This is a genomic window from Trichocoleus sp. ST-U2, assembly GCF_039961875.1.
Lineage (GTDB): Bacteria > Cyanobacteriota > Cyanobacteriia > Cyanobacteriales > FACHB-T130 > FACHB-T130.
Genome location: NZ_JAMPJY010000009.1, coordinates 90,923 through 108,661, shown reverse-complemented (window position 1 = coordinate 108,661; position 17,739 = coordinate 90,923). Strand labels below are relative to the sequence as shown.

18 protein-coding genes and 1 pseudogene are annotated in these 17,739 nt (G+C 46.6%); 9 read left to right on the top strand and 10 right to left on the bottom strand.

Annotated features, from left to right (window positions below):
- Nucleotides 1–7: 7 nt before the first annotated feature.
- Both NC996_RS08575 and NC996_RS08570 read right to left on the bottom strand, forming a co-directional pair.
- Nucleotides 8–232 carry a ferredoxin-thioredoxin reductase variable chain gene (locus NC996_RS08575; protein WP_190412587.1) on the bottom strand — a complete coding sequence of 75 codons (225 nt, stop codon included), beginning with the start codon at nt 230–232 and terminating at the stop codon, nt 8–10.
- Nucleotides 233–416: 184 nt separating this feature from the next.
- Nucleotides 417–2,600: a protein phosphatase 2C domain-containing protein gene (locus tag NC996_RS08570; RefSeq protein ID WP_190687976.1), complete on the bottom strand. Its 2,184-nt coding sequence runs from the start codon at nt 2,598–2,600 to the stop codon at nt 417–419.
- A 197-nt stretch (nt 2,601–2,797) separates the two neighbouring features.
- On the opposite strand from NC996_RS08570, the gene NC996_RS08565 reads away from it, so the two are divergent.
- A complete protein-coding gene (locus NC996_RS08565) occupies nt 2,798–3,298 on the top strand; it encodes an NfeD family protein (RefSeq protein ID WP_190687973.1) in 501 nt (166 codons plus the stop codon).
- Nucleotides 3,299–3,343: 45 nt separating this feature from the next.
- Nucleotides 3,344–4,327 carry an SPFH domain-containing protein gene (locus NC996_RS08560; protein ID WP_190412588.1) on the top strand — a complete coding sequence of 328 codons (984 nt, stop codon included), beginning with the start codon at nt 3,344–3,346 and terminating at the stop codon, nt 4,325–4,327.
- On the opposite strand, the gene NC996_RS08555 is transcribed toward NC996_RS08560, so the two are convergent.
- Nucleotides 4,324–4,731: a Fur family transcriptional regulator gene (locus NC996_RS08555; RefSeq protein WP_190412589.1), complete on the bottom strand. Its 408-nt coding sequence runs from the start codon at nt 4,729–4,731 to the stop codon at nt 4,324–4,326. The two genes, NC996_RS08560 and NC996_RS08555, sit on opposite strands and share 4 nt — an antisense overlap.
- A 162-nt stretch (nt 4,732–4,893) precedes the next feature.
- On the opposite strand from NC996_RS08555, the gene purS reads away from it, so the two are divergent.
- The 3 genes from purS (at nt 4,894) to NC996_RS08540 (ending at nt 7,292) form a co-directional block, all read left to right on the top strand.
- Nucleotides 4,894–5,181, top strand: coding sequence for a phosphoribosylformylglycinamidine synthase subunit PurS (gene purS, locus NC996_RS08550; protein ID WP_190412878.1), 288 nt, complete (start codon nt 4,894–4,896; stop codon nt 5,179–5,181).
- Nucleotides 5,182–5,289: 108 nt separating this feature from the next.
- A complete protein-coding gene (gene purQ / locus NC996_RS08545) occupies nt 5,290–5,964 on the top strand; it encodes a phosphoribosylformylglycinamidine synthase subunit PurQ (protein WP_190687970.1) in 675 nt (224 codons plus the stop codon).
- 215 nt (nt 5,965–6,179) lie between these two features.
- Entirely contained in the window at nt 6,180–7,292 is a 1,113-nt protein-coding gene (locus NC996_RS08540; RefSeq protein ID WP_190687968.1) for an iron-containing redox enzyme family protein, read from the top strand.
- A gap of 249 nt (nt 7,293–7,541) precedes the next feature.
- Here NC996_RS08540 and NC996_RS08535 read toward each other — a convergent pair whose 3' ends face one another.
- The 3 genes and pseudogenes from NC996_RS08535 to NC996_RS08525 form a co-directional block, all read right to left on the bottom strand.
- Nucleotides 7,542–8,258, bottom strand: coding sequence for a class I SAM-dependent methyltransferase (locus NC996_RS08535; protein ID WP_190412592.1), 717 nt, complete (start codon nt 8,256–8,258; stop codon nt 7,542–7,544).
- A 469-nt stretch (nt 8,259–8,727) separates the two neighbouring features.
- Nucleotides 8,728–9,084 carry a hypothetical protein gene (locus NC996_RS08530; protein WP_190412593.1) on the bottom strand — a complete coding sequence of 119 codons (357 nt, stop codon included), beginning with the start codon at nt 9,082–9,084 and terminating at the stop codon, nt 8,728–8,730.
- Between the two features lie 135 nt (nt 9,085–9,219).
- Nucleotides 9,220–9,806 (bottom strand): annotated as a pseudogene (locus NC996_RS08525) (Uma2 family endonuclease).
- Between the two features lie 397 nt (nt 9,807–10,203).
- Here NC996_RS08525 and NC996_RS08520 point away from each other — a divergent pair.
- A complete protein-coding gene (locus NC996_RS08520; protein ID WP_190436927.1) occupies nt 10,204–11,220 on the top strand; it encodes an SDR family oxidoreductase in 1,017 nt (338 codons plus the stop codon).
- Nucleotides 11,221–11,416: 196 nt separating this feature from the next.
- Here the strand turns inward: NC996_RS08520 and NC996_RS08515 are convergent, their stop codons facing one another.
- Both NC996_RS08515 and NC996_RS08510 read right to left on the bottom strand, forming a co-directional pair.
- Nucleotides 11,417–12,109, bottom strand: coding sequence for an ABC transporter ATP-binding protein (locus tag NC996_RS08515; RefSeq protein WP_199292335.1), 693 nt, complete (start codon nt 12,107–12,109; stop codon nt 11,417–11,419).
- A gap of 568 nt (nt 12,110–12,677) precedes the next feature.
- Nucleotides 12,678–13,931 carry an FtsX-like permease family protein gene (locus tag NC996_RS08510; protein ID WP_190412597.1) on the bottom strand — a complete coding sequence of 418 codons (1,254 nt, stop codon included), beginning with the start codon at nt 13,929–13,931 and terminating at the stop codon, nt 12,678–12,680.
- 484 nt (nt 13,932–14,415) lie between these two features.
- Here NC996_RS08510 and NC996_RS08505 point away from each other — a divergent pair, with 484 nt between their 5' ends.
- The 3 genes from NC996_RS08505 to NC996_RS08495 all read left to right on the top strand — a co-directional run bounded on the left by NC996_RS08505 (nt 14,416) and on the right by NC996_RS08495 (nt 16,217).
- Nucleotides 14,416–14,715 (top strand): hypothetical protein, encoded by a 300-nt coding sequence (locus NC996_RS08505; RefSeq protein ID WP_190412599.1) that lies wholly within the window; start codon nt 14,416–14,418, stop codon nt 14,713–14,715.
- A gap of 136 nt (nt 14,716–14,851) precedes the next feature.
- The gene (locus tag NC996_RS08500) at nt 14,852–15,784 is read left to right on the top strand and encodes an SH3 domain-containing protein (RefSeq protein WP_190687965.1); all 933 of its coding nucleotides are present in this window, start codon (nt 14,852–14,854) and stop codon (nt 15,782–15,784) included.
- 214 nt (nt 15,785–15,998) lie between these two features.
- A complete protein-coding gene (locus tag NC996_RS08495; protein WP_190412601.1) occupies nt 15,999–16,217 on the top strand; it encodes a hypothetical protein in 219 nt (72 codons plus the stop codon).
- Nucleotides 16,218–16,338: 121 nt separating this feature from the next.
- Here NC996_RS08495 and NC996_RS08490 read toward each other — a convergent pair whose 3' ends face one another.
- Both NC996_RS08490 and NC996_RS08485 read right to left on the bottom strand, forming a co-directional pair.
- On the bottom strand, nt 16,339–17,100 hold the full coding sequence (locus tag NC996_RS08490) for a MinD/ParA family protein (RefSeq protein ID WP_190412602.1): 762 nt from the start codon (nt 17,098–17,100) through the stop codon (nt 16,339–16,341).
- Between the two features lie 287 nt (nt 17,101–17,387).
- Entirely contained in the window at nt 17,388–17,714 is a 327-nt protein-coding gene (locus tag NC996_RS08485) for an ArsR family transcriptional regulator (protein ID WP_190528422.1), read from the bottom strand.
- Nucleotides 17,715–17,739 lie beyond the last annotated feature (25 nt).

The window sequence follows — 17,739 nt, the reverse complement described above, 5'->3', positions numbered from 1 at the left end:
CATGAGCCTAATTTAGAGTTTCTAGCTCATCCTCGCGGAAGTGACCTTTAAATTTTTTGTCAAACTGGACAAAAACTGGAAGGTTGGCGCTGACGGGTCTGCCTTGCCATTCGTGAATGATTGAGACCACTTCTCCTTCCCGATCCTTGACATCAAAAGGCTTACCCTTATTTTCAGGATGGTGGTAAACAATCACAGATTTGATAACGCGGACGCGATCGCCTACTTTCATTTCTTGATCTCCGGTTGGGTATCTGAGTCAAACTGGTGCAGCCTTCTTTTGAGGAATAACTGCTTCCACCAAGCGTGGTGAGCTGGGAGCGTTGCCTATCAAGACGCTTGGCTCTTACCAGTACCCAAGCATTGTGCTATTGTGAACAACCTTAATATTCTTGCACAGGACGGTAACTTCCTCTTTATGGACTTGGAGGGGGTGCTGACGGAACTGGCGATGCTGAATTTTCGGGAGGGGGTACTGAGGGAACTGGTGACGCTGAATTTTCAGGAGGGGGCGGCACTTCTGTGGATGGAGATGGAGAGTTTTGCGGTGATGGTGGCATCGAAGCGGGAGATGGGGTTTCGGGGACTGGAACGGGCAACGGTGCGGGGTTGAACAAGCGATCGCGTATTTGCTGGAACCCTTGAGGATTGTATTTCCACCAAGCATATAACCCAGCAGCACTGCCCCCCAGCAGTAGGAGGAAGACTCCCAGTGTGACGACCAACCCTTTCCCTCGGCGCAGTCGGTTTGGCTTTGCCGGAACGATTTCCACTGGCACCGCTTCAGCATACTTCACGTCTTCAGCTTCAGCTTGCAGACTAGCTTTCGGCATCAAGGTGAGATTTCCGATCTCGCCAAAATTGAGTAGCACCGGATACTCTGGGGAAACGCGGCAGTAAGTAATCACGACTGAAGTATTATCGTGACCGTTCTTCTGATTCGCTAAGTCAATCCAGGACTGGACTGCCGCCTCCAGGGGAATTTTAGCCTGAAGCACCGGCTCAACATAATCTGCCCAAGATCGCTCAACCCAGTTATTGTCGCTCAGACCATCAGAACACAGCAGCAGCAGTCCGTCTTCTTCCACAATGAAGCGTTGCACATTCGGACGAAGAAACTCGGCATCCCGCGTGCCTAGCGCTTGGGTGAGTGCCCCGGCATCGGGTCGCTGTAACGCTTCGCGGTAGAGACTGCGCCCCATTCGTACTTCCCTAGCAGCAACGTCATCGTCTACGGTCAGCAGCTGGCAGGAATGGGGGGTAATCCAGTAGGCGCGGCTATCCCCAACATGGGCGATATAGAGTTCGTGGGCATTCCCCAAACCAGAGTTAGCTGTCGTCACCTTCTGGGGCAGCTGGAGAGCCATCACCAGCGTCGTTCCCATCCGCCGCCTAGACTCTCGTCCTTGTTCGTCATTGCGGGCACAAATGAGGTTATTGACTACCCGGATACTTGCTGCGAGTTGCTCTTTCACCAGTTCTGGTGGCACGATTTCTGTTTGCTCTGCCACTTCCGCCAAAAGCGCCCGAACTTGCAGTTTCAGGGATTGTACTGCTAGCTGGCTGGCAACTTCTCCACCTTCATGACCGCCAATCCCATCGCAAACGATGCTCAAGTGGGGAATCAGCGGGTCAGTTGTTTGGGTGAAGTCTGCGGCTAGCAAATCCCGCGCCGTGGGATAGCAGGTGTCTTCGTTATGATCGTGTTGGGGACCCGTATCGGTGGCACCGGCAACCCGCAAGCGCAAGGGGAGTTCCGCTGCCTGCTCCAGTAATAGCTGATTTAGCCGTTCGGCGATCGCGCTTTCGGTAACATCTTCGGCTTGCATCAGTTCGCAAATTTCTAAAAGTGGGGTCACCGCTGATGCCTGGATTAATCGGCACCAACTCGCGATAACAAGGCCCAGATCCCGGAGACTTGGGCTAAACCCCGCGACTATTTGCTCCCCGGTCGGTTCCGCTAAGGCGTGAGCGGCAAAAGGCTCAAGGCTCAAGGTGAGAGGCAGAAATTTTTTCTCTTCCCGCCGACTTCCTCCAACTTGCCTGTGGTCAGAGATCCCATTCCCATTGTTTGTATGGGCAACTTCCATCTCTGGGTCGGTGACTGGGTCTGCGTAAAGTTCTAACAGCCGCAACCGCCACCCTTCCACTCGGAGATTGTCCGCAACTAAAAGGCTAGAAGCTACCCCAAATTCCGCCAGCGGCGTCCAAAGTTCCAGAATTTGCCAGAGCCAGTAAATCTGGCGGACTGCCGATGCTTGGGGCAAAGCGTCCAAAATGGAAGGAAATAGCTTGCCTGTGGCATCCATCGGGACATTTTCTAGCAACAGAATCTCAGTCGGGGATGGAGAATTTCCCACTGCTGCATATCCATAGACTTCGGGGAGATGAAACCGCTGGGGATATAAGCGCAGGTAAGGGTAAAGATTTTCCGGGAACTGTTCGGGGATCTGAGGCGGCTGTGTCGGTTGAGTATCGAGCCAAACTTGAGGTGCAACAACTTGATATCTGTCTTGCACGAATTCTCCGACCGGGATCGTTGCAGCAACTGAGCCAGTTGCCCAAAGATAGCGATCGCTCTTTAACTGGGAACTGTTCATAAACTGAAATTTTTATAAAAAAGCTTCCAAGAGATTCTTAAGGAAAAATTCCACTGGGTTCTAGGAAATTTATAGATGAAATGTTGTAGTAAACAGAAAGGCAAGATGCCTTCCCAATCCTAACTGGCTTTCATTGGAATAGTTCATCTTACCTTGATAACTATCCTTACCGGGATATCAAGAAGGGATTGAGTTTTATGACGATTTGGTTTCTAGCAGGGTTGTTTGATTCTCCGTTACTCATTCAGCTGGCGCTCCAGCCTTTGGGATTCAGCCCAACTTTGTTGTGGTTACTGATAGGAGCGATCCTTTGCTCGATAGAGCTAGTTGTACCAACAGCTTTTACCGCTTTCATGATGGGAGTCAGCGCCTTCGTGGTGGCACTGTTAGTCATGCTGCTCCCATTACCGGCGGCTTTACAGGTGGTGCTTTGGTTAGTGTTTTCAATTGCTTTCGTTTACCTGGGTCATCGCTTGATGCCGAGGCGAAAGGTGTCTTCGATGGAAGATGCAACCGAGGGTCAGACTTTAACAGAGATTTTGCCAGGAGAGATGGGGCGGGTACTCTACGAAGGAAATTCTTGGAAGGCACGATGTGAAGATGAGAAATTAGCGATCGCTCCCAATCAAAGAGTGTACGTCGTCAGACGGGAAGGCACAACTCTGGTCGTGCTTCCAGAACACCTGTTGAAATCCTAATTCTAGGGTTTATCAATCTGCGATATTGTAAAAACGAGGTTCACAATGGAAGGATTTTTTGGGTTATTAATCGCTTTAGTTTTAGGCGGATCTGCCCTCTCAGGCGTCAAAGTGGTTACTCAAGGAAACGAAGCTTTAGTCGAAACTTTAGGTAAATATAGCGGCAAAAAACTAAAACCCGGTTTGAATTTCGTGATCCCGGTTTACGAAAGAGTCGCTTACCAAGCAACCGTCCGGGAAAGAGTTCTCGATATTCCTCCCCAACAATGTATTACCCGCGACAACGTTTCGATTACCGCTGATGCTGTCGTGTACTGGCGCATTCTGGATTTGGAGAAAGCCTACTACAAAGTGGAAAATCTCCAGTCAGCAATGGTGAATTTGGTGCTGACGCAGATTCGCTCAGAAATGGGCAAGCTGGAACTGGATGAAACCTTTACTGCCCGGACTCAAATTAACGAACTTTTGCTCAGAGAACTGGACGAATCTACCGATCCTTGGGGAGTGAAGGTGACACGGGTAGAACTGCGAGATATCGTTCCCTCCAAGGCTGTGCAAGAATCGATGGAATTGCAAATGTCGGCGGAACGTCGCAAGCGGGCGGCAATTCTCACCTCTGAGGGCGAACGCGAATCAGCCGTGAACTCTGCTAAAGGGAAGGCTGAGGCGCAAGTTTTGGAAGCAGAAGCCCGTCAAAAATCCGCGATTCTGGAGGCAGAAGGGCAACAAAAGACGATTGTTCTCAAAGCGCAGGCGGAACGGCAGCAGCAAGTTCTCAAGGCTCAGGCTACTGCTGAAGCGTTGCAAGTGATTTCTAAAACGCTCAAAACCGACCCCAACGCCCAGGAAGCTCTCCAGTACCTACTCGCTCAGAATTATCTAGAAATGGGGATGGCGATTGGCAAGAGCGGTAGCAGCAAGGTTATGTTTATGGACCCGCGCACTATCCCAGCTACGTTGGAAGGCATTCGCTCGATTGTCGGAGACACGAACCAAGCTCAATTTTTAGATTTAGATGAGGACAGTTAATCCAGGGCATCGCTAGCAACTTGAGCAACACAGCAGCGATCGCACAGTCCAAAAAACTCCAGAGTATGGTAGAAAATTTTAAACGAGTGCGATTGTTGCAGCTGGCTCTCTAATTCATGGACTGGACATTGATTGATGGGAATCGAGTCTCCGCACTGCAAACAAGTCAGGTGATGCTTGTCTTGTTGCACGGAACTGTAGAGCGATTCGCCACTTGCCAATGTCCGTACCTGGACGACACCATCCAGTTTTAAGGCTTCCAGGGAACGATAGACGGTTGCTAGTCCCATGCTTTGGCTACGATTGCGAAGTTCTACATAAATATCTTGAGCTGAGACAGCTCGGTTCATCGTCTTGAGCAGATTCAAAATACGCTCTTGACTGCGGGTGCGTTGGGCTTTCATGGTCTTCAGTTTTGCTAGATATCCTTAATATGTTTCAGGTTGTCGCTGATACCTTTATCTCTTTCCAGCTTAAATTGCGAGAACTTCACGCAGCTCACACCCTTCCCCCCTTAGAATAAAACAAATATCACCTATCTAAGGGAATAATTTATAGGAATGGCTGTGAATCGGAAATATCAAGCGAAAATCTACGTGACTCTGCGCCCTTCAGTTTTAGACCCAGCAGGCACGGCGGTACAGTCTGGGTTGGGGCATATGGGATATGCCAATGTTGAGCAGGTGCGAATCGGAAAGTATATTGAACTGACTCTGATGGCAGAGAGTGAGGATGAGGCGCGGCATCAATTAGATCGGATGTGCGATCAGTTGTTGACGAATCCGGTAACGGAAAACTATCGGTTTGACCTAACTGAGATGTCGGGTCAGATAGAGACGGAGATATTCTTTTAGGATAATAGGGGCTAGGTAGTTGGTAGTTAGTAGCGATGGGTCATTTGTGAAGAACCAATCGCTACTGATGACTTCTGGCTAGCCAGTCTTCCATTAGCGATTAGCAATATGAAATTTGGGGTTGTTGTGTTTCCGGGTTCTAATTGCGATCGCGATGTCGCCTATGTGACTCGCGATTTGCTACATCAGCCGACGCGGATGGTTTGGCATGAAGACACGGATATTTCCGATCTCGATGTGGTAGTGATTCCGGGTGGCTTCAGCTACGGCGATTATCTGCGATGTGGCGCGATTGCTCGTTTCTCTCCGGTGATGCAAGCAACGATTAAACACGCCCAGCAAGGGAAGTTTGTCTTGGGTATCTGCAACGGGTTTCAGGTGCTAACAGAGGCGGGACTCTTGCCAGGGGCGCTTACCCGCAATCAAGAGTTGCATTTTATTTGCGATCGCGTTCCCTTGAAAGTCGAACGCACCCATCTCCCTTGGACACAAGCTTATTCTACCGGGCAAGTCATTACCCTCCCAATTGCCCACGGTGAGGGGCGCTACTACGCCGATGCCGATACTTTGGCACAACTGGAAGACAACCAGCAAATTCTCTTCCGTTATCACGGCGAGAATCATAACGGCTCTTTAAATAATATTGCGGGTATTTGCAATAAAAAAGGAAACGTGCTAGGAATGATGCCTCATCCAGAACGCGCCTCAGATCCGATTTTAGGCGGTACGGATGGCATTGGGTTGTTCCAAGGATTACTGTCTGCGGTGGCAGCGATCGCATAGTGCCATAGCAAAAAATGTTTTGTTGAACCACAAAGACACAAAGAAAGCACGAAGTTTTCTTTGTGTCTTCGTGTCTTTGTGGTTAATCTTCAAACACCTATATATTTAGGTAGAAATACGTTTGGCTGTGGCAAGTTCCCCCCACAGACCGACAATTGTTCCAACCAGACAGCACTAGCATCAAAAAAGTGCAAAGACGGAATTCATGGGCAATTATGGTCGCGATTACTGATTTTCAACCAACGAATACGGCAACGAGTCAAGAAACAGCCACAAGCTACAACGAATCTGAGCAGCAATTTATAAAATTGCTCGAAATGGAAGATTTAGACAACAAGCTAGCTGCACAACCTGAACTAGCAAGCGACGTTGAAAGTGCGATCGCTACCGCAATTGAGGCGGCTTACAAGGTAGGAAGTGGTGATGAGCTAGTTGAAGCCGCACACCTCTTTTTGCAGCGCGTGCTGTATCGCATCAATCGGCTCAAGCTGTTTTGGTATGACGATCTGCGCCATTACACCAACGAACGCTCAATTTGGTTGCAAAAAGTTCGCAACCAAATCGAGTCCGCTTGGCAGGAGTGGGAACTGGCACACTTTGACGTAGAAGCACTCCAAAAACTTTCCCCAGCCGATGTTAAGCAAGCGCTGAGCGAGCGGGGTGCAGCCGACTTAGATCCTCCCCTATCGGAAGGTAGTCGCTACTTGCGGGAGCAGACAACAGAGGCTGGTTATCGCCGAATCTTGGCAATTGGTTCCTTTGATGGCTTAGTTGAAGGCAGCCGCCTGTCGCGCATTCTGGGAGGCACCGCCAACGCAGTACAATGTACCCTCGTCAAAGTGTTGTTGGAAGAGTACGGCAACGGTCGCCTTTCCCGCAAGCACTCTACCTTTTTTGCCCAGATGCTTGACGAGTTTGGCATGAACACAGAGCCAGAGGGCTACTTCGATTTAGTACCTTGGGAAGTGCTAGCCTGCGCCAATCATAACTTTCTCGTCACCGAGCGCAAAATTTATTTCTTGCGTTACTGCGGTGGATTGACTTATTTTGAAGTGGCAGGTCCTGCGGCATACAAAACCTATCTAGCCGCAGCGCAACGGTTGAACCTTTCTGATGCAGCAATGGGTTACTGGGAACTGCACATTCGGGAAGACGAACGTCACGGTCAATGGATGTTAGATGATGTGGCGATGCCGTTGGTTGACAAATACCCGAATGATGCTTGGGAAATTGTCCTGGGATATGACCAAGAGAAGCTAATGGGCGATCGCGCTGGTGTAGCGATCGCGCGTTCGGCAAAAGAAGCGGATCGCGAGGCCAATCGATAAAATACATTTTGCCTAAAATACTTGCCGACTTGTTAACAGTCAGTCGTCTTCCATTCTCGTTCTTTAGGTTGAACCCTGAGAACGAGAATAAATTTGAATTTTTCTAGTTTTAGTTAGAAATTAAACAATAAGAATAGGGCACTGAGAACTGTTAACTTCTCAATACCCTTGATTCGTTCCCGTCTAAAGTGGCTTTTGGGTTTAGGAAAGATTCTTTAGCGATCGCTCTCCCCCTCCCTGTTCAAGCTTTTACAAAGATGTCATGATCTGAATCAGCTCAGTAGATAAATCCACTTGACATTTCTGCTGCTTCCTAAACAAAACACCTGCTAAAAGATAGATGTTCGCTGAGTAAAAAGCCATTTTCTTTTCTCGCAACTCTCTAATTGTGTTTTTAACCTTTGGCTCACAACTGTAATAACCAAAGTTTAGAGGGGAGACGATAAAATTAGCAATCGAGTAGCCTTGCATGATTGCATAATTAATAAAGCCCTCCGGATTAGAATAACTAGAGAGCATTAGTAAGACGTTTTCATAATCTAAAGATAAAAGCCGTTTGGCAATTTTAGACCCATCTGTACCCCCATGTAACAGGGGTTGATAAATATTCTCATCTGGCGCTGGAAGGTATGGTGGATTTGAGATCAGATAATCGGCCTTGGGAAGAGATGCCTCAAAGAAAGAAGTATTGTGAATGATATATTGGGCGCTAAGTTCGTATTCCTGAATATTTGATTTGGCAGTTTTCCAGGCTAAGTCATTGAGTTCAAAGCCATGTATAATTCCATCAAATCTGGTTCTCATTAAGGAGTTAATGACTGGGGTTCCATCTCCTGAACCAAATTCGATAATAGTTTTACCATGAGCGCCCTCATTTAAAACTAAACTTTCTAAACATTGAGAATAAAAATTAGATTCTTCTGGGCAATAGAATACATCTTTTACTGGCCTGGATGAAATTAGCATAGTTTTCTCGGTAATAACTATAACAAAGCTAATTCATCCTCTATGCTTTTGTGATCTATCAAGAGAATTATACCCAAAGGCATTGACAAGCATTTACATTTATTTATAATTTTCTAAGGTGTTTTTACAGACTTTTAAAAAACACTGTTTTTCTGAACAAAAAACAACAAATGGCTAATTGCTTTTCAACACTTAGCAATTAGCCATGAGTCATCATTAAGTAATAAATGGAGCTATAAAAAGTTAAGCAACTACTGCCAGTTGGTTAAGATCGCCATTCAATCCACAGGTATAAACTAATCTTTGATGAGTACCTGGAGTTTGGCTAGCAAGCTACAAAATATCTTTGTTAACAAAACCTGGGATGATATCTGTGTGAACGCACATCCATCAGAAGCCAGCATTGCCTAACGTTGTTACTACAAGCATCAAACCAAAGGCGAGGCAATACTGACGACATGAAACTGTTTCAGGGGTGGTTGATAGCGCTAGAAGCATTAGGGTAGCGTTTGCGGAGGACAACTGTATTGTAGTTGTAGGCGATCGCTAGAATATTCATGACCAGGCAGGTGCTTCCCAAACATAGCAGGATATAGGTGGGAGGCAGCACTACCCCAACCTGGAACCAAGTAAAGACGTGTAGCACCATCACCAGAGCAAAGACGGTTGCCACTCCAGCACTCCGCCACACCTGAACTTGAGGGCGACAGAGTGCAGCCAGAATCATTGTCCAGATGGTAGCACCCAAGTTGGCTGGAACCAGAAACGCGCAAATGGCGATACAGTGGGCGCGTGAAAACTCAGAGAGGGAATTAAAGTCCAACATCTGTTCATTATATCGAATGGCAAGATTTTACAAGACTTTTTGCGATCGCCTGTAAGCACTCACGGCTGTTGATCACATTTATTCACATACGACTGCGATCGCTTTTCCACCAAAACTGCACGATCTCGTCTAAAACTACAGAATTTGTTTTAAATCTAATACAAATCCAGGAAGCACATCTTCTCCTGATAAAATTGCCGGATTTTCTAGAATTTCCACATCCTGACCTTGGCGATAGATTTCTACTCGCTGGTTTTTCCGGTTAATTACCAACCCAATCGAGCGCCATTTTCCATATACTCTCTCATTTTTGCTTGTGCGATTTTCACTGAATCGCTAGGAGAGAGTAACTCAACCACAAAATCAGGACATAGCGGTGCAAATCCCTGTTGTTCTTCGGGGGTCAAAGCATCCCAGCGATCGCGTCTTACCCAAGACTCATCAGGTGAACGATCTGCACCATTCGGCAGTTTGAAGCCACTCGAAGAGTCGAAGGCAAGCCCTAAATTGTTTTGTCGGCTCCAAGCTTGGAGTTGATACGATAAATCGATATTACGATTTCCAGTTTCGCTACCTGTAGGGGGCATAATGATTAATTCGCCCGATGCTGTGCGCTCAAATCTTAAATCCCGATTGTTCTGACATAACTGGAAAAACTGCTCGTCTGTCAAGTCAATTGTTAATTTGAGGGTAGAAGGTAAAGTAATTGTTGCTGTGTTCATAAAGTTATTAAAGTATTCACTTGCTTATATTTTTTAGTCTATTATCGCTCTGTTATAAAATTTGTTCGCTTCTTCTTGCTTCTGTATTGGCGCTAAATAAATTGTTTTCTTTTTTTCTCATTCTGGAAAATTCAGTCGTGGACTACCTGCACGAATTCGGAGCTGACTTCTGTAAAAGTCAGCTATCCAGCGATCGCAAAATCTAGGCAAAGGGCGCTACTCCCATCCCCATTGTCAACCTTGAGGTCAACCCTGAGACTGATGTAACCCGCCGTGAGTCGATTAATTTAGTTAATAGAACTTAACATTTGACAACTAAGGCAACGTTCCTGGATGCAATTGAGCTGCAAAGGTGAATGGTTTGTCGTCAGCAACTTTAATAAAAGGATGAGCAACAATGCAATTAAAGCCAATCACAGAGCAAGTCGTCGCCGTCGTTGGCGCTTCTAGCGGCATCGGGCGCGAGACAGCTTTGCAGTTTGCCCACCGAGGCGCAAAAGTAGTCGTCTCAGCTCGCAGCGAACCAGGGTTAAAGTCTTTGGTGGATGAGATACAGCAACAAGGCGGTGAAGCAGTCGCAGTCGTTGCTGATGTCACGGATTTCGAGCAAGTAAAAGCGATCGCAGATAAAGCCGTGCAGGTATACGGGCGACTCGATACCTGGGTGCATTGCCCCGCCACGGGCGTTTTTGCCACTTTCGACAATACAACACCGGAAGAGTTTAAGCGGATCATCGATATTAGCCTGATGGGGCAGGTATACGGTGCAATGGCGGCGCTACCCCATCTCAAGCGCGAGGGACGCGGGGCGCTGATCCACATCTCTTCAATGGAAGGCAGGCGTTCATTACCTCTCCAGAGTGCCTACTCCTCAGCAAAGCACGGGGTTGAGGGCTTTCTAGAATCCCTGCGCGTCGAGCTGCAACATGAGGGAATCCCCATCAGTGTGACGAGTGTGAAGCCATCCGTGATCAACACGCCCTTCTACAACAACGGTCGCACAAAATTAGGCGTCAAGCCGACGGGAATACCGCCTTACTATGAGCCGAACCTTGTTGCTGATGCGATCCTCTACGTAGCCGAACACCCCACTCGTGACTTTATTGTGGGGGATGTGGGCAAGCTGTTAGATGTGGTTCAGCGCATCTCACCGGGACTGGTGGATCAAATTTTGGTTCTCATCGGCTTCAATTTTCAGAAAACCAACGAGCCAAAGTCTGAAGATGCGCCAGATAATCTTTACGAGCCGATTCTCAGCCATGACAAAGTAGAAGGAGATTTTGGCAATCTAACGATTCCCTCCTTTACTGACTGGCTGGATAAGAATCCGCCGGTTAAATGGGGCGCTGTAGCAGCTGCGGCGTTGGGAGTTGCCGCAGTCGTCAAAGAGTTTTTCCCAGGAAATAATATTTAAGGCGATCGCATTAGGGACACTACTCGGTTGAAGCGATCGCATCCAACCTCAGCCGCCTTCTCATCTAAAGTTGCGATCGCTCTCATAATTCTTAAAAGGAATGGGGAATTGGAAAGAAGGCACGCCTAATTTCATTTCCACTTCTCCATTCCCAAACAGCAACAAACTATCAATGACCCGATTCACAAATTAGATGTTATGCCTTCAACCTTCCATCTTCTAGATGCAACACTCGATCGGCAACATCCATAATTCGACTATCGTGTGTCACCATCAGAACCGTGCAACCGCCTTCCTTCGCGAGCTGACGCAGTAACTCAATCACAGCGTGTCCGGAGTGAGAATCTAAAGCCGCCGTAGGCTCATCTGCCATAATCAACTGAGGATTGCCAGCTAAAGCACGAGCGATCGCTACCCGTTGTTTTTGTCCCCCAGATAAATCGCGGGGTAAATTTTTCGCCTTATCCGCCAATCCCACCTGTTCTAGCAAAATTTGTGCTTGTTGCCGTGCCATTCGTCCCCGAATCCCTTTCAGATTCAGCGCTACTTCTATATTCTCAGCCGCAGTCAGCGCCGGAAACAAGTTAAATCCTTGAAAAATAAAGCCAATATTTTCCAGTCTGAACTTTGCTAACTGGCTCCGAGACATCCTTGTAATCTCTTCCCCCAGCAAGTGTACGCTGCCAGCAGTCGGCGTCAAAATCCCAGCCAAAATTGAGAGTAAGGTCGTTTTACCCGATCCAGATGGCCCCATCAATAGTTGAATATCGCCCTTGAAGATTTCCAGATTGACTCTTTTAAGGGCTTGGAAACGCGATCCTCCCGACTGGAATACCATTTCTACTCCGATGCCGATAATGGCTTTTCTGTGAGCCTGAAGCGAACTCATAGAAGGAATAGCATCTAGATTTCGGACACTGGCAAATTGAGTACGGTTGCTTTGGGAAAGAATCATCAAAATTTCTATTCGTTAGGTCTAAACTACAACGAGTTACTAAATGCAATCTGTCTTAAGTAACCATACTCCGGACAAAATTTCAACGGAAGCATCGAAGGAAAGAATCAGATGCAGGCTTTAAGAAGAAACCGAACATTAATGTCTCCGGCTCTAGATAAAAGCTGTTCGACTATTGAATAGCGAGCAGGAATTAATCTATTTGATAGAGATTGACATTAGGGACTAAATAGTAGGTGTGACTTGAGGTAGTACGAACCCTGCTCTCCTCACCGTTTCAAGTGAGATTGAATTACACTCACCTACTTAAAGTACGCATACTCTCCAAAATAGGTTTGTATAATGTTTTGATTTCTAAGTGTTCCGCCCTGTTGCCAATATAAAGTTCAACTTACTATCAGTTAGGATAAAACAGACATCTACATTTATTATTGATGGTCATTGAGTATATCAGGTTCCTGAAAACCATCGACTATTATCCTAAAGCGGCAAAATTCTAAAATCATGCCTTAAAAACAATAGCCGGATCGACACGAGTCACTCTTTGAATAGCAAAGATAGCTGAACCAACACACATCAGAGTCGTAATCCCAAAGATGGCGATCGCACTTCCAGGCGTGATTAAAATGATGATTCCCTGAGTAGCAAACGTCCAAGCTCCCAACCCCTGGCAAAGAACCATGCTGGGAATATAGCCCAGAACCGCCATCCAGAGCGCCTGCTCGACAATCACACCGTAAATCTTCCAATCTGAAGCTCCCATCGCCTTGAGCGTACCATACTCCTTTAAGTGGTCAGATACAGAAGCGTAGAGGATCTGACCGGCGATCGCCATCCCGATAATAATGCCAACAACGGCACCCAAGCCCAAAATAAACCCAATTCCCGTGCGCTGCTGCCAGAAAACCCGCGTCTGCGATGCCATTTCGGCCTTCGTATAAGCGCGGGTATCTGGTAGTGCTGCTTCTAACTTTTTCTTGAGTTGCTGTAAATCTTGACCGGGCTTTGCCTGCACCAATACATAGGTGATTAAATCAGTAGGAGTTAATTTCTGGGGTGCAGGAGCAGATAGATTATTCGCAGCGGGTGGGTTATTAAAACTCGCCGACGCACTGGTACACTTTATGTCACCCGATTGGAGCTTGCAGTTTAAACTCGTCGTTACGCGGGAATTTGCGTAAGCGTTGGCAGTCTCCAACGAGGTGAACAAAAAAGTATTCGATGTAATTGATTGAGTGTCTTGCGTCAGAGCAACTAACTGTGCCTTAAATGAGCCAACTTCAGCAACATCGCCAATTTGTTTGATGTTCAAAGGACGCAAATTAGATTTATCCAGCATCACCGTGTAAGGCTGCTTTAAGGCACTCAAACTTCCTTGAATAACTTTCCCTGGACTAAATAATTCTCCGGCTGGATTGAATCCGATGATTCTCATCGGTGAAATCTTGTTCCGAGAATCTCGCCACAAAGACGCTTGGACAATCAGCGGTTCAGCTTGTTCTACGCCTTCTACCCGTCGAGCCTCAACAACTCGCTGCGCGGGTATGGGTAGTGTCAGCTCCATGTGAATCATATCCGCTGAGGATACCCAGATATCAGCATTGGAATTGTCGATTAGCAAAGTCGTAGCGCGAGTAAATCCATTGAAAATACCCGTTTGAATAGTGACTAAGCTAACTGCAAACATAATCCCCGCCTGAGCTGCCAGGAAGCGGGGAATATCCTCAAATAGGTTTTTGCGGGCGATTGATGCCATGAAAGGAGTTGTTTACTAGCGTGTTTATTATAAAACCGGAAAATTGAAAGACAATTTCCGCAAAACGAGCGAAATAAACTGAAAATTGCGTTACAGTACCCCAAACCCGATTTCTTAGAACAATCAGATTTGCTAATCCTATTCATTGTGCTTACCGATATATCCGCACTAAGATGGATTTTTTAAATTTATTTTACTGTGAAAGGATTAAGCTTGGTTCTGGCTGCGATTTCCCTATAATTACCGACGTGCTGAGAGGAGTTCAATGCGATCGCGTCTTTTCCGTGTCAGAGGAAATCTCGCCTATCCAGCGTCAAGCCAAGCCTCTGCTATCAAGCAATGCCGCTGCGCTCTCTACCTTTGCCTTTACCAATTTAATACCCGCGAAAGAGTAAAGAGCGATACTAACTAAGCTACCTTCATAAATAGAAACATCGTAATAAACAGACTACGCTCAACTTAAAATAACATAGGAGAAAAATTCATGAGCGACGAACAAAATCCAGTATTGCCAGAAGATCCCAGCGAAGCAGAACCGGGAAGAGGGGCACCAGGAAACAACCACATTGGAGTTCAATTATCGCAATCAGTATTGGGCGTGAATGCAGCAGATGCGGTGATTCCATCTAATGTGGACAAAGAGCTGAATAAACACCAAGTTGAAGCAGCTAGAGAACAAGAAGAAGGAACTGGTTTAGATACGACCGAGGGTTACATCCTGGATGAAGCGGGGCAGCTAAACAATTTTGCGATTGAGCCTCCAATGTATGTAGAAGAGAAATAATATACGACCTTTGCTGGGAGCGCCAATCATCAGCCTCCCGGCATATTCATGTATTTAAAAACAAAAATTTAATAACTTTGCCTGAAATCCTAGCGTCTCAACTGTAGGTAACAAAAAGACGTTATCGGCATTAGTTATGAAAAAAATATACTTTTTGATTATGGGGGCAGTTGCGATTTCGGCAATTACTGGTGCCACTCTAGCAACAGCCGGTCGCCAAACTGGGGAACAGAACCAACAAAGCATAGAAACAAATATACCGCAATCAACTTCGACCTCACAAGCAACTGCGATCGCTTCCACCGTTAAAACCAACAACGATGCAGTTGAAGCCACAACGCCACAGCTAAAGACTCAAACGGATGTGGCAATACAGCCAAAGCTGGATGACTTTCCCCATCAACGCATCGTTCTGGTAGATGAAGTAAACCCAGAAAGTGACTTCGCTCAATTTCGGCAACAGTTGCGGGAAGCAGTGCGATCGCGCGATGCTGAGTTTCTGCAATCCATTTTGCCCCCCAACCAAATTGGCATTGGTCACGGCATCAGCACCCTCCCCGATTTGAAGCTAGAAAATCACAATGCCCCAATCTGGGGATGGCTAGAAAAAGCCCTAGCTGCCGGTTGTTTTCAAACCACTAACCAGGGGCAACCGGACGTTGATCCCCAATCTCCAGGTTGGATTTGTAACACTGTACCGCGCGATTTTGCTCGACAGTATCCCGCACCAAATTCTGCCGATGGCGTTTCCTACGAATTAAGCCGCGTCATCGTTGTAGGTGAAAATGTGAACGTGCGATCGCAACCCAGCGTAGAGAGTCCAGTAGTCGGCTTACTCTCAAACGAAGTCGTCAAAGTCAATCGTCAAATCGAAGAACAACGCGCCAGAGAACGGGCGCAACGAGGCGAAGATTACAGTTCCATCAACGGGTGGACTGCGGTAATTTTGCCAAATGGAAAACCGGGCTACATTTCCAATCGCTTCGCTTATTCTCCCCTTGAATATCAAGCCGTCTTTGGCACAGTGAAGGGGCAATGGCGTCTGCTTTATATGCCCGGTGGAGAGTAAATCAAAGTAAAAGTATCGCTATTTCGGGGAAAATTAGACAGGCGATCGGGAATTAAAAGCAAGTTTCCTACAGACTAAAGCTTGAAGCTAGTAAATGAAGTTCGCAAAGGTGACTTCACGAAAACTATCTCTGTATTTTCGAGCTAGCCAAGCAAAGATTCTGTTACCTTGTCAAAATTCTCCAGCCTGATGAATACCTTTGAGAGTAACGTCCATGCCAGTAGACTTAATCATTCTAATTGCCGCACTCATCGTATCCTGGTTAGTCTTCACCTTGCTCATTAAGGTAGTGAAAGCCAGCATCGGCACAGCCATTTTAATTGCGGCAGTTGTTCTCGTTTTACAACTCTTCTTTGGCATTGGCCCCCAAGACCTTTGGCAGCAGATAACCCAACTTCCCCAAACTATTTTGCGAATGGTTACGGGCAATTAATTAAATAGCAAAAGTCCATAGTGTAGGGGAGTTTATCAATATGCTTAGCTAATCACCAATATTTTGTCAAACCCGTCCCTACAAATTCAGTTGTTTTTTCGGTTGCACTGACAATTACCTATTAAGCCATAATCATCTTGGCAACCTTTTCCATTACCTTACTCAAGGGATGATCTGGAAACCGCAGGCAAAAGAGATCGCTGCTTGCCATTTGAATCATCTCTTCTGAAAGCGGCAAAATTCCGGCCACCGGAGCATTGTAGGTTTTTTCTACCTGTTGCTTCAAGGCATCAAAATCCAAAACGGGTAGTGCCTTATTTACTAGCAGCAACATCTTAGGCACCTGTAATTTCCGAGCCACTTCCACTGTCACAGCAGTCCCCTGAAAGTCCTGGCGGTCTGGACGCAAAATTAGCACCAAGATATCAGAGATAGTAATAGAAAGTAGAGTTTCTTCGTTAAGACCTGGGTGGGTGTCAATAAATAAGTAATCCAGATTCAAGGTTTCCATTATCTCTTGGAAACCGTCATTGAGGAGACCAAAATCAAATCCCTCGCGCAGAACTTTAGTAATATCCCCTGCTTTGATACTAGAAGGAATCAGATGAATGCTGCCGCCTTTAACGCCAGTTTTTCTTAAAACTGAGGTGACATCATAAGCAGCTTCTTCAATTAAACAGCGACCCCACAAGTAGTCATTGAGCGAGTGTTCCATCTTCTGCTCATCGAAACCGAAAAGCACGTGAATTCCTGGCGATTGAATATCGGTATCAACGATACCAACGCGATACCCAAAGCGAGCCACTAAAGCTGCCAGATTCGCCGTCGAATTTGATTTGCCGGTGCCACCCCGGAATGAGTGGATGGACACAATTTTTGACATGGTTTACCTCAATATGTGAGAGGATTCTTCATCCTTAACAGAAAACAATCGAGAAAGCCCACTCAAGGGCGCGGGGAATGAACCGTGCGGCTTATACGCTATACCATTTTGTCTTTTGGTTGCAACATATAGATTCTCATCTGCTCTTTTTTCAAGCGTTAGGGAGGGGCTGGAAGAAGTGTTAATCTAGCGCCTCACAACCCAAATAGGATTACAACCTGATCAAGGTAATAGAAACTTGCATTTAGGCTAATTCCCACAGCTTGATAGACGCTTATTTCGTTTACTCACTCCAGGTTCTGCCAGATATTTGTAGATAGCTTGCTTCGCTGTTTAGAGGCAAGGCGAGGTCGGTAGCGGAGTGTTTCTCCCTCTTCTAGTTCTTGCACGACGCCTTGAGCGACTAGAGCTTCTAACTGGGTGCGGGCAACTTCCTCACTTTCGCCAGTGTGAGCTGCCACTTCCGGCAAGGTCACGTTTTTTTGACGCATCATCCAGTTGACGAGTTTTTGCAGGTCATCGGGCAAATTCATCATATCAAGCATATTCAGACCAATATCAGTTTGGTGTCCGCTGGAATCGGTGGGTGATTGATCGATTCGTTCCTGATTCATCTTTTCCTTCCTTGTTCTTCAGCTA

Coding starts and splice junctions, on each gene's coding strand:
- NC996_RS08575 (WP_190412587.1), bottom strand. CDS start 232: ATGAAAGTAGGCGATCGCGTCCGCGTTATCAAATCTGTGATTGTTTAC.
- NC996_RS08570 (WP_190687976.1), bottom strand. CDS start 2,600: ATGAACAGTTCCCAGTTAAAGAGCGATCGCTATCTTTGGGCAACTGGC.
- NC996_RS08565 (WP_190687973.1), top strand. CDS start 2,798: ATGACGATTTGGTTTCTAGCAGGGTTGTTTGATTCTCCGTTACTCATT.
- NC996_RS08560 (WP_190412588.1), top strand. CDS start 3,344: ATGGAAGGATTTTTTGGGTTATTAATCGCTTTAGTTTTAGGCGGATCT.
- NC996_RS08555 (WP_190412589.1), bottom strand. CDS start 4,731: ATGAAAGCCCAACGCACCCGCAGTCAAGAGCGTATTTTGAATCTGCTC.
- purQ (WP_190687970.1), top strand. CDS start 5,290: ATGAAATTTGGGGTTGTTGTGTTTCCGGGTTCTAATTGCGATCGCGAT.
- NC996_RS08540 (WP_190687968.1), top strand. CDS start 6,180: ATGGTCGCGATTACTGATTTTCAACCAACGAATACGGCAACGAGTCAA.
- NC996_RS08535 (WP_190412592.1), bottom strand. CDS start 8,258: ATGCTAATTTCATCCAGGCCAGTAAAAGATGTATTCTATTGCCCAGAA.
- NC996_RS08530 (WP_190412593.1), bottom strand. CDS start 9,084: ATGTTGGACTTTAATTCCCTCTCTGAGTTTTCACGCGCCCACTGTATC.
- NC996_RS08520 (WP_190436927.1), top strand. CDS start 10,204: ATGCAATTAAAGCCAATCACAGAGCAAGTCGTCGCCGTCGTTGGCGCT.
- NC996_RS08515 (WP_199292335.1), bottom strand. CDS start 12,109: ATGAGTTCGCTTCAGGCTCACAGAAAAGCCATTATCGGCATCGGAGTA.
- NC996_RS08510 (WP_190412597.1), bottom strand. CDS start 13,931: ATGGCATCAATCGCCCGCAAAAACCTATTTGAGGATATTCCCCGCTTC.
- NC996_RS08505 (WP_190412599.1), top strand. CDS start 14,416: ATGAGCGACGAACAAAATCCAGTATTGCCAGAAGATCCCAGCGAAGCA.
- NC996_RS08500 (WP_190687965.1), top strand. CDS start 14,852: ATGAAAAAAATATACTTTTTGATTATGGGGGCAGTTGCGATTTCGGCA.
- NC996_RS08495 (WP_190412601.1), top strand. CDS start 15,999: ATGCCAGTAGACTTAATCATTCTAATTGCCGCACTCATCGTATCCTGG.
- NC996_RS08490 (WP_190412602.1), bottom strand. CDS start 17,100: ATGTCAAAAATTGTGTCCATCCACTCATTCCGGGGTGGCACCGGCAAA.
- NC996_RS08485 (WP_190528422.1), bottom strand. CDS start 17,714: ATGAATCAGGAACGAATCGATCAATCACCCACCGATTCCAGCGGACAC.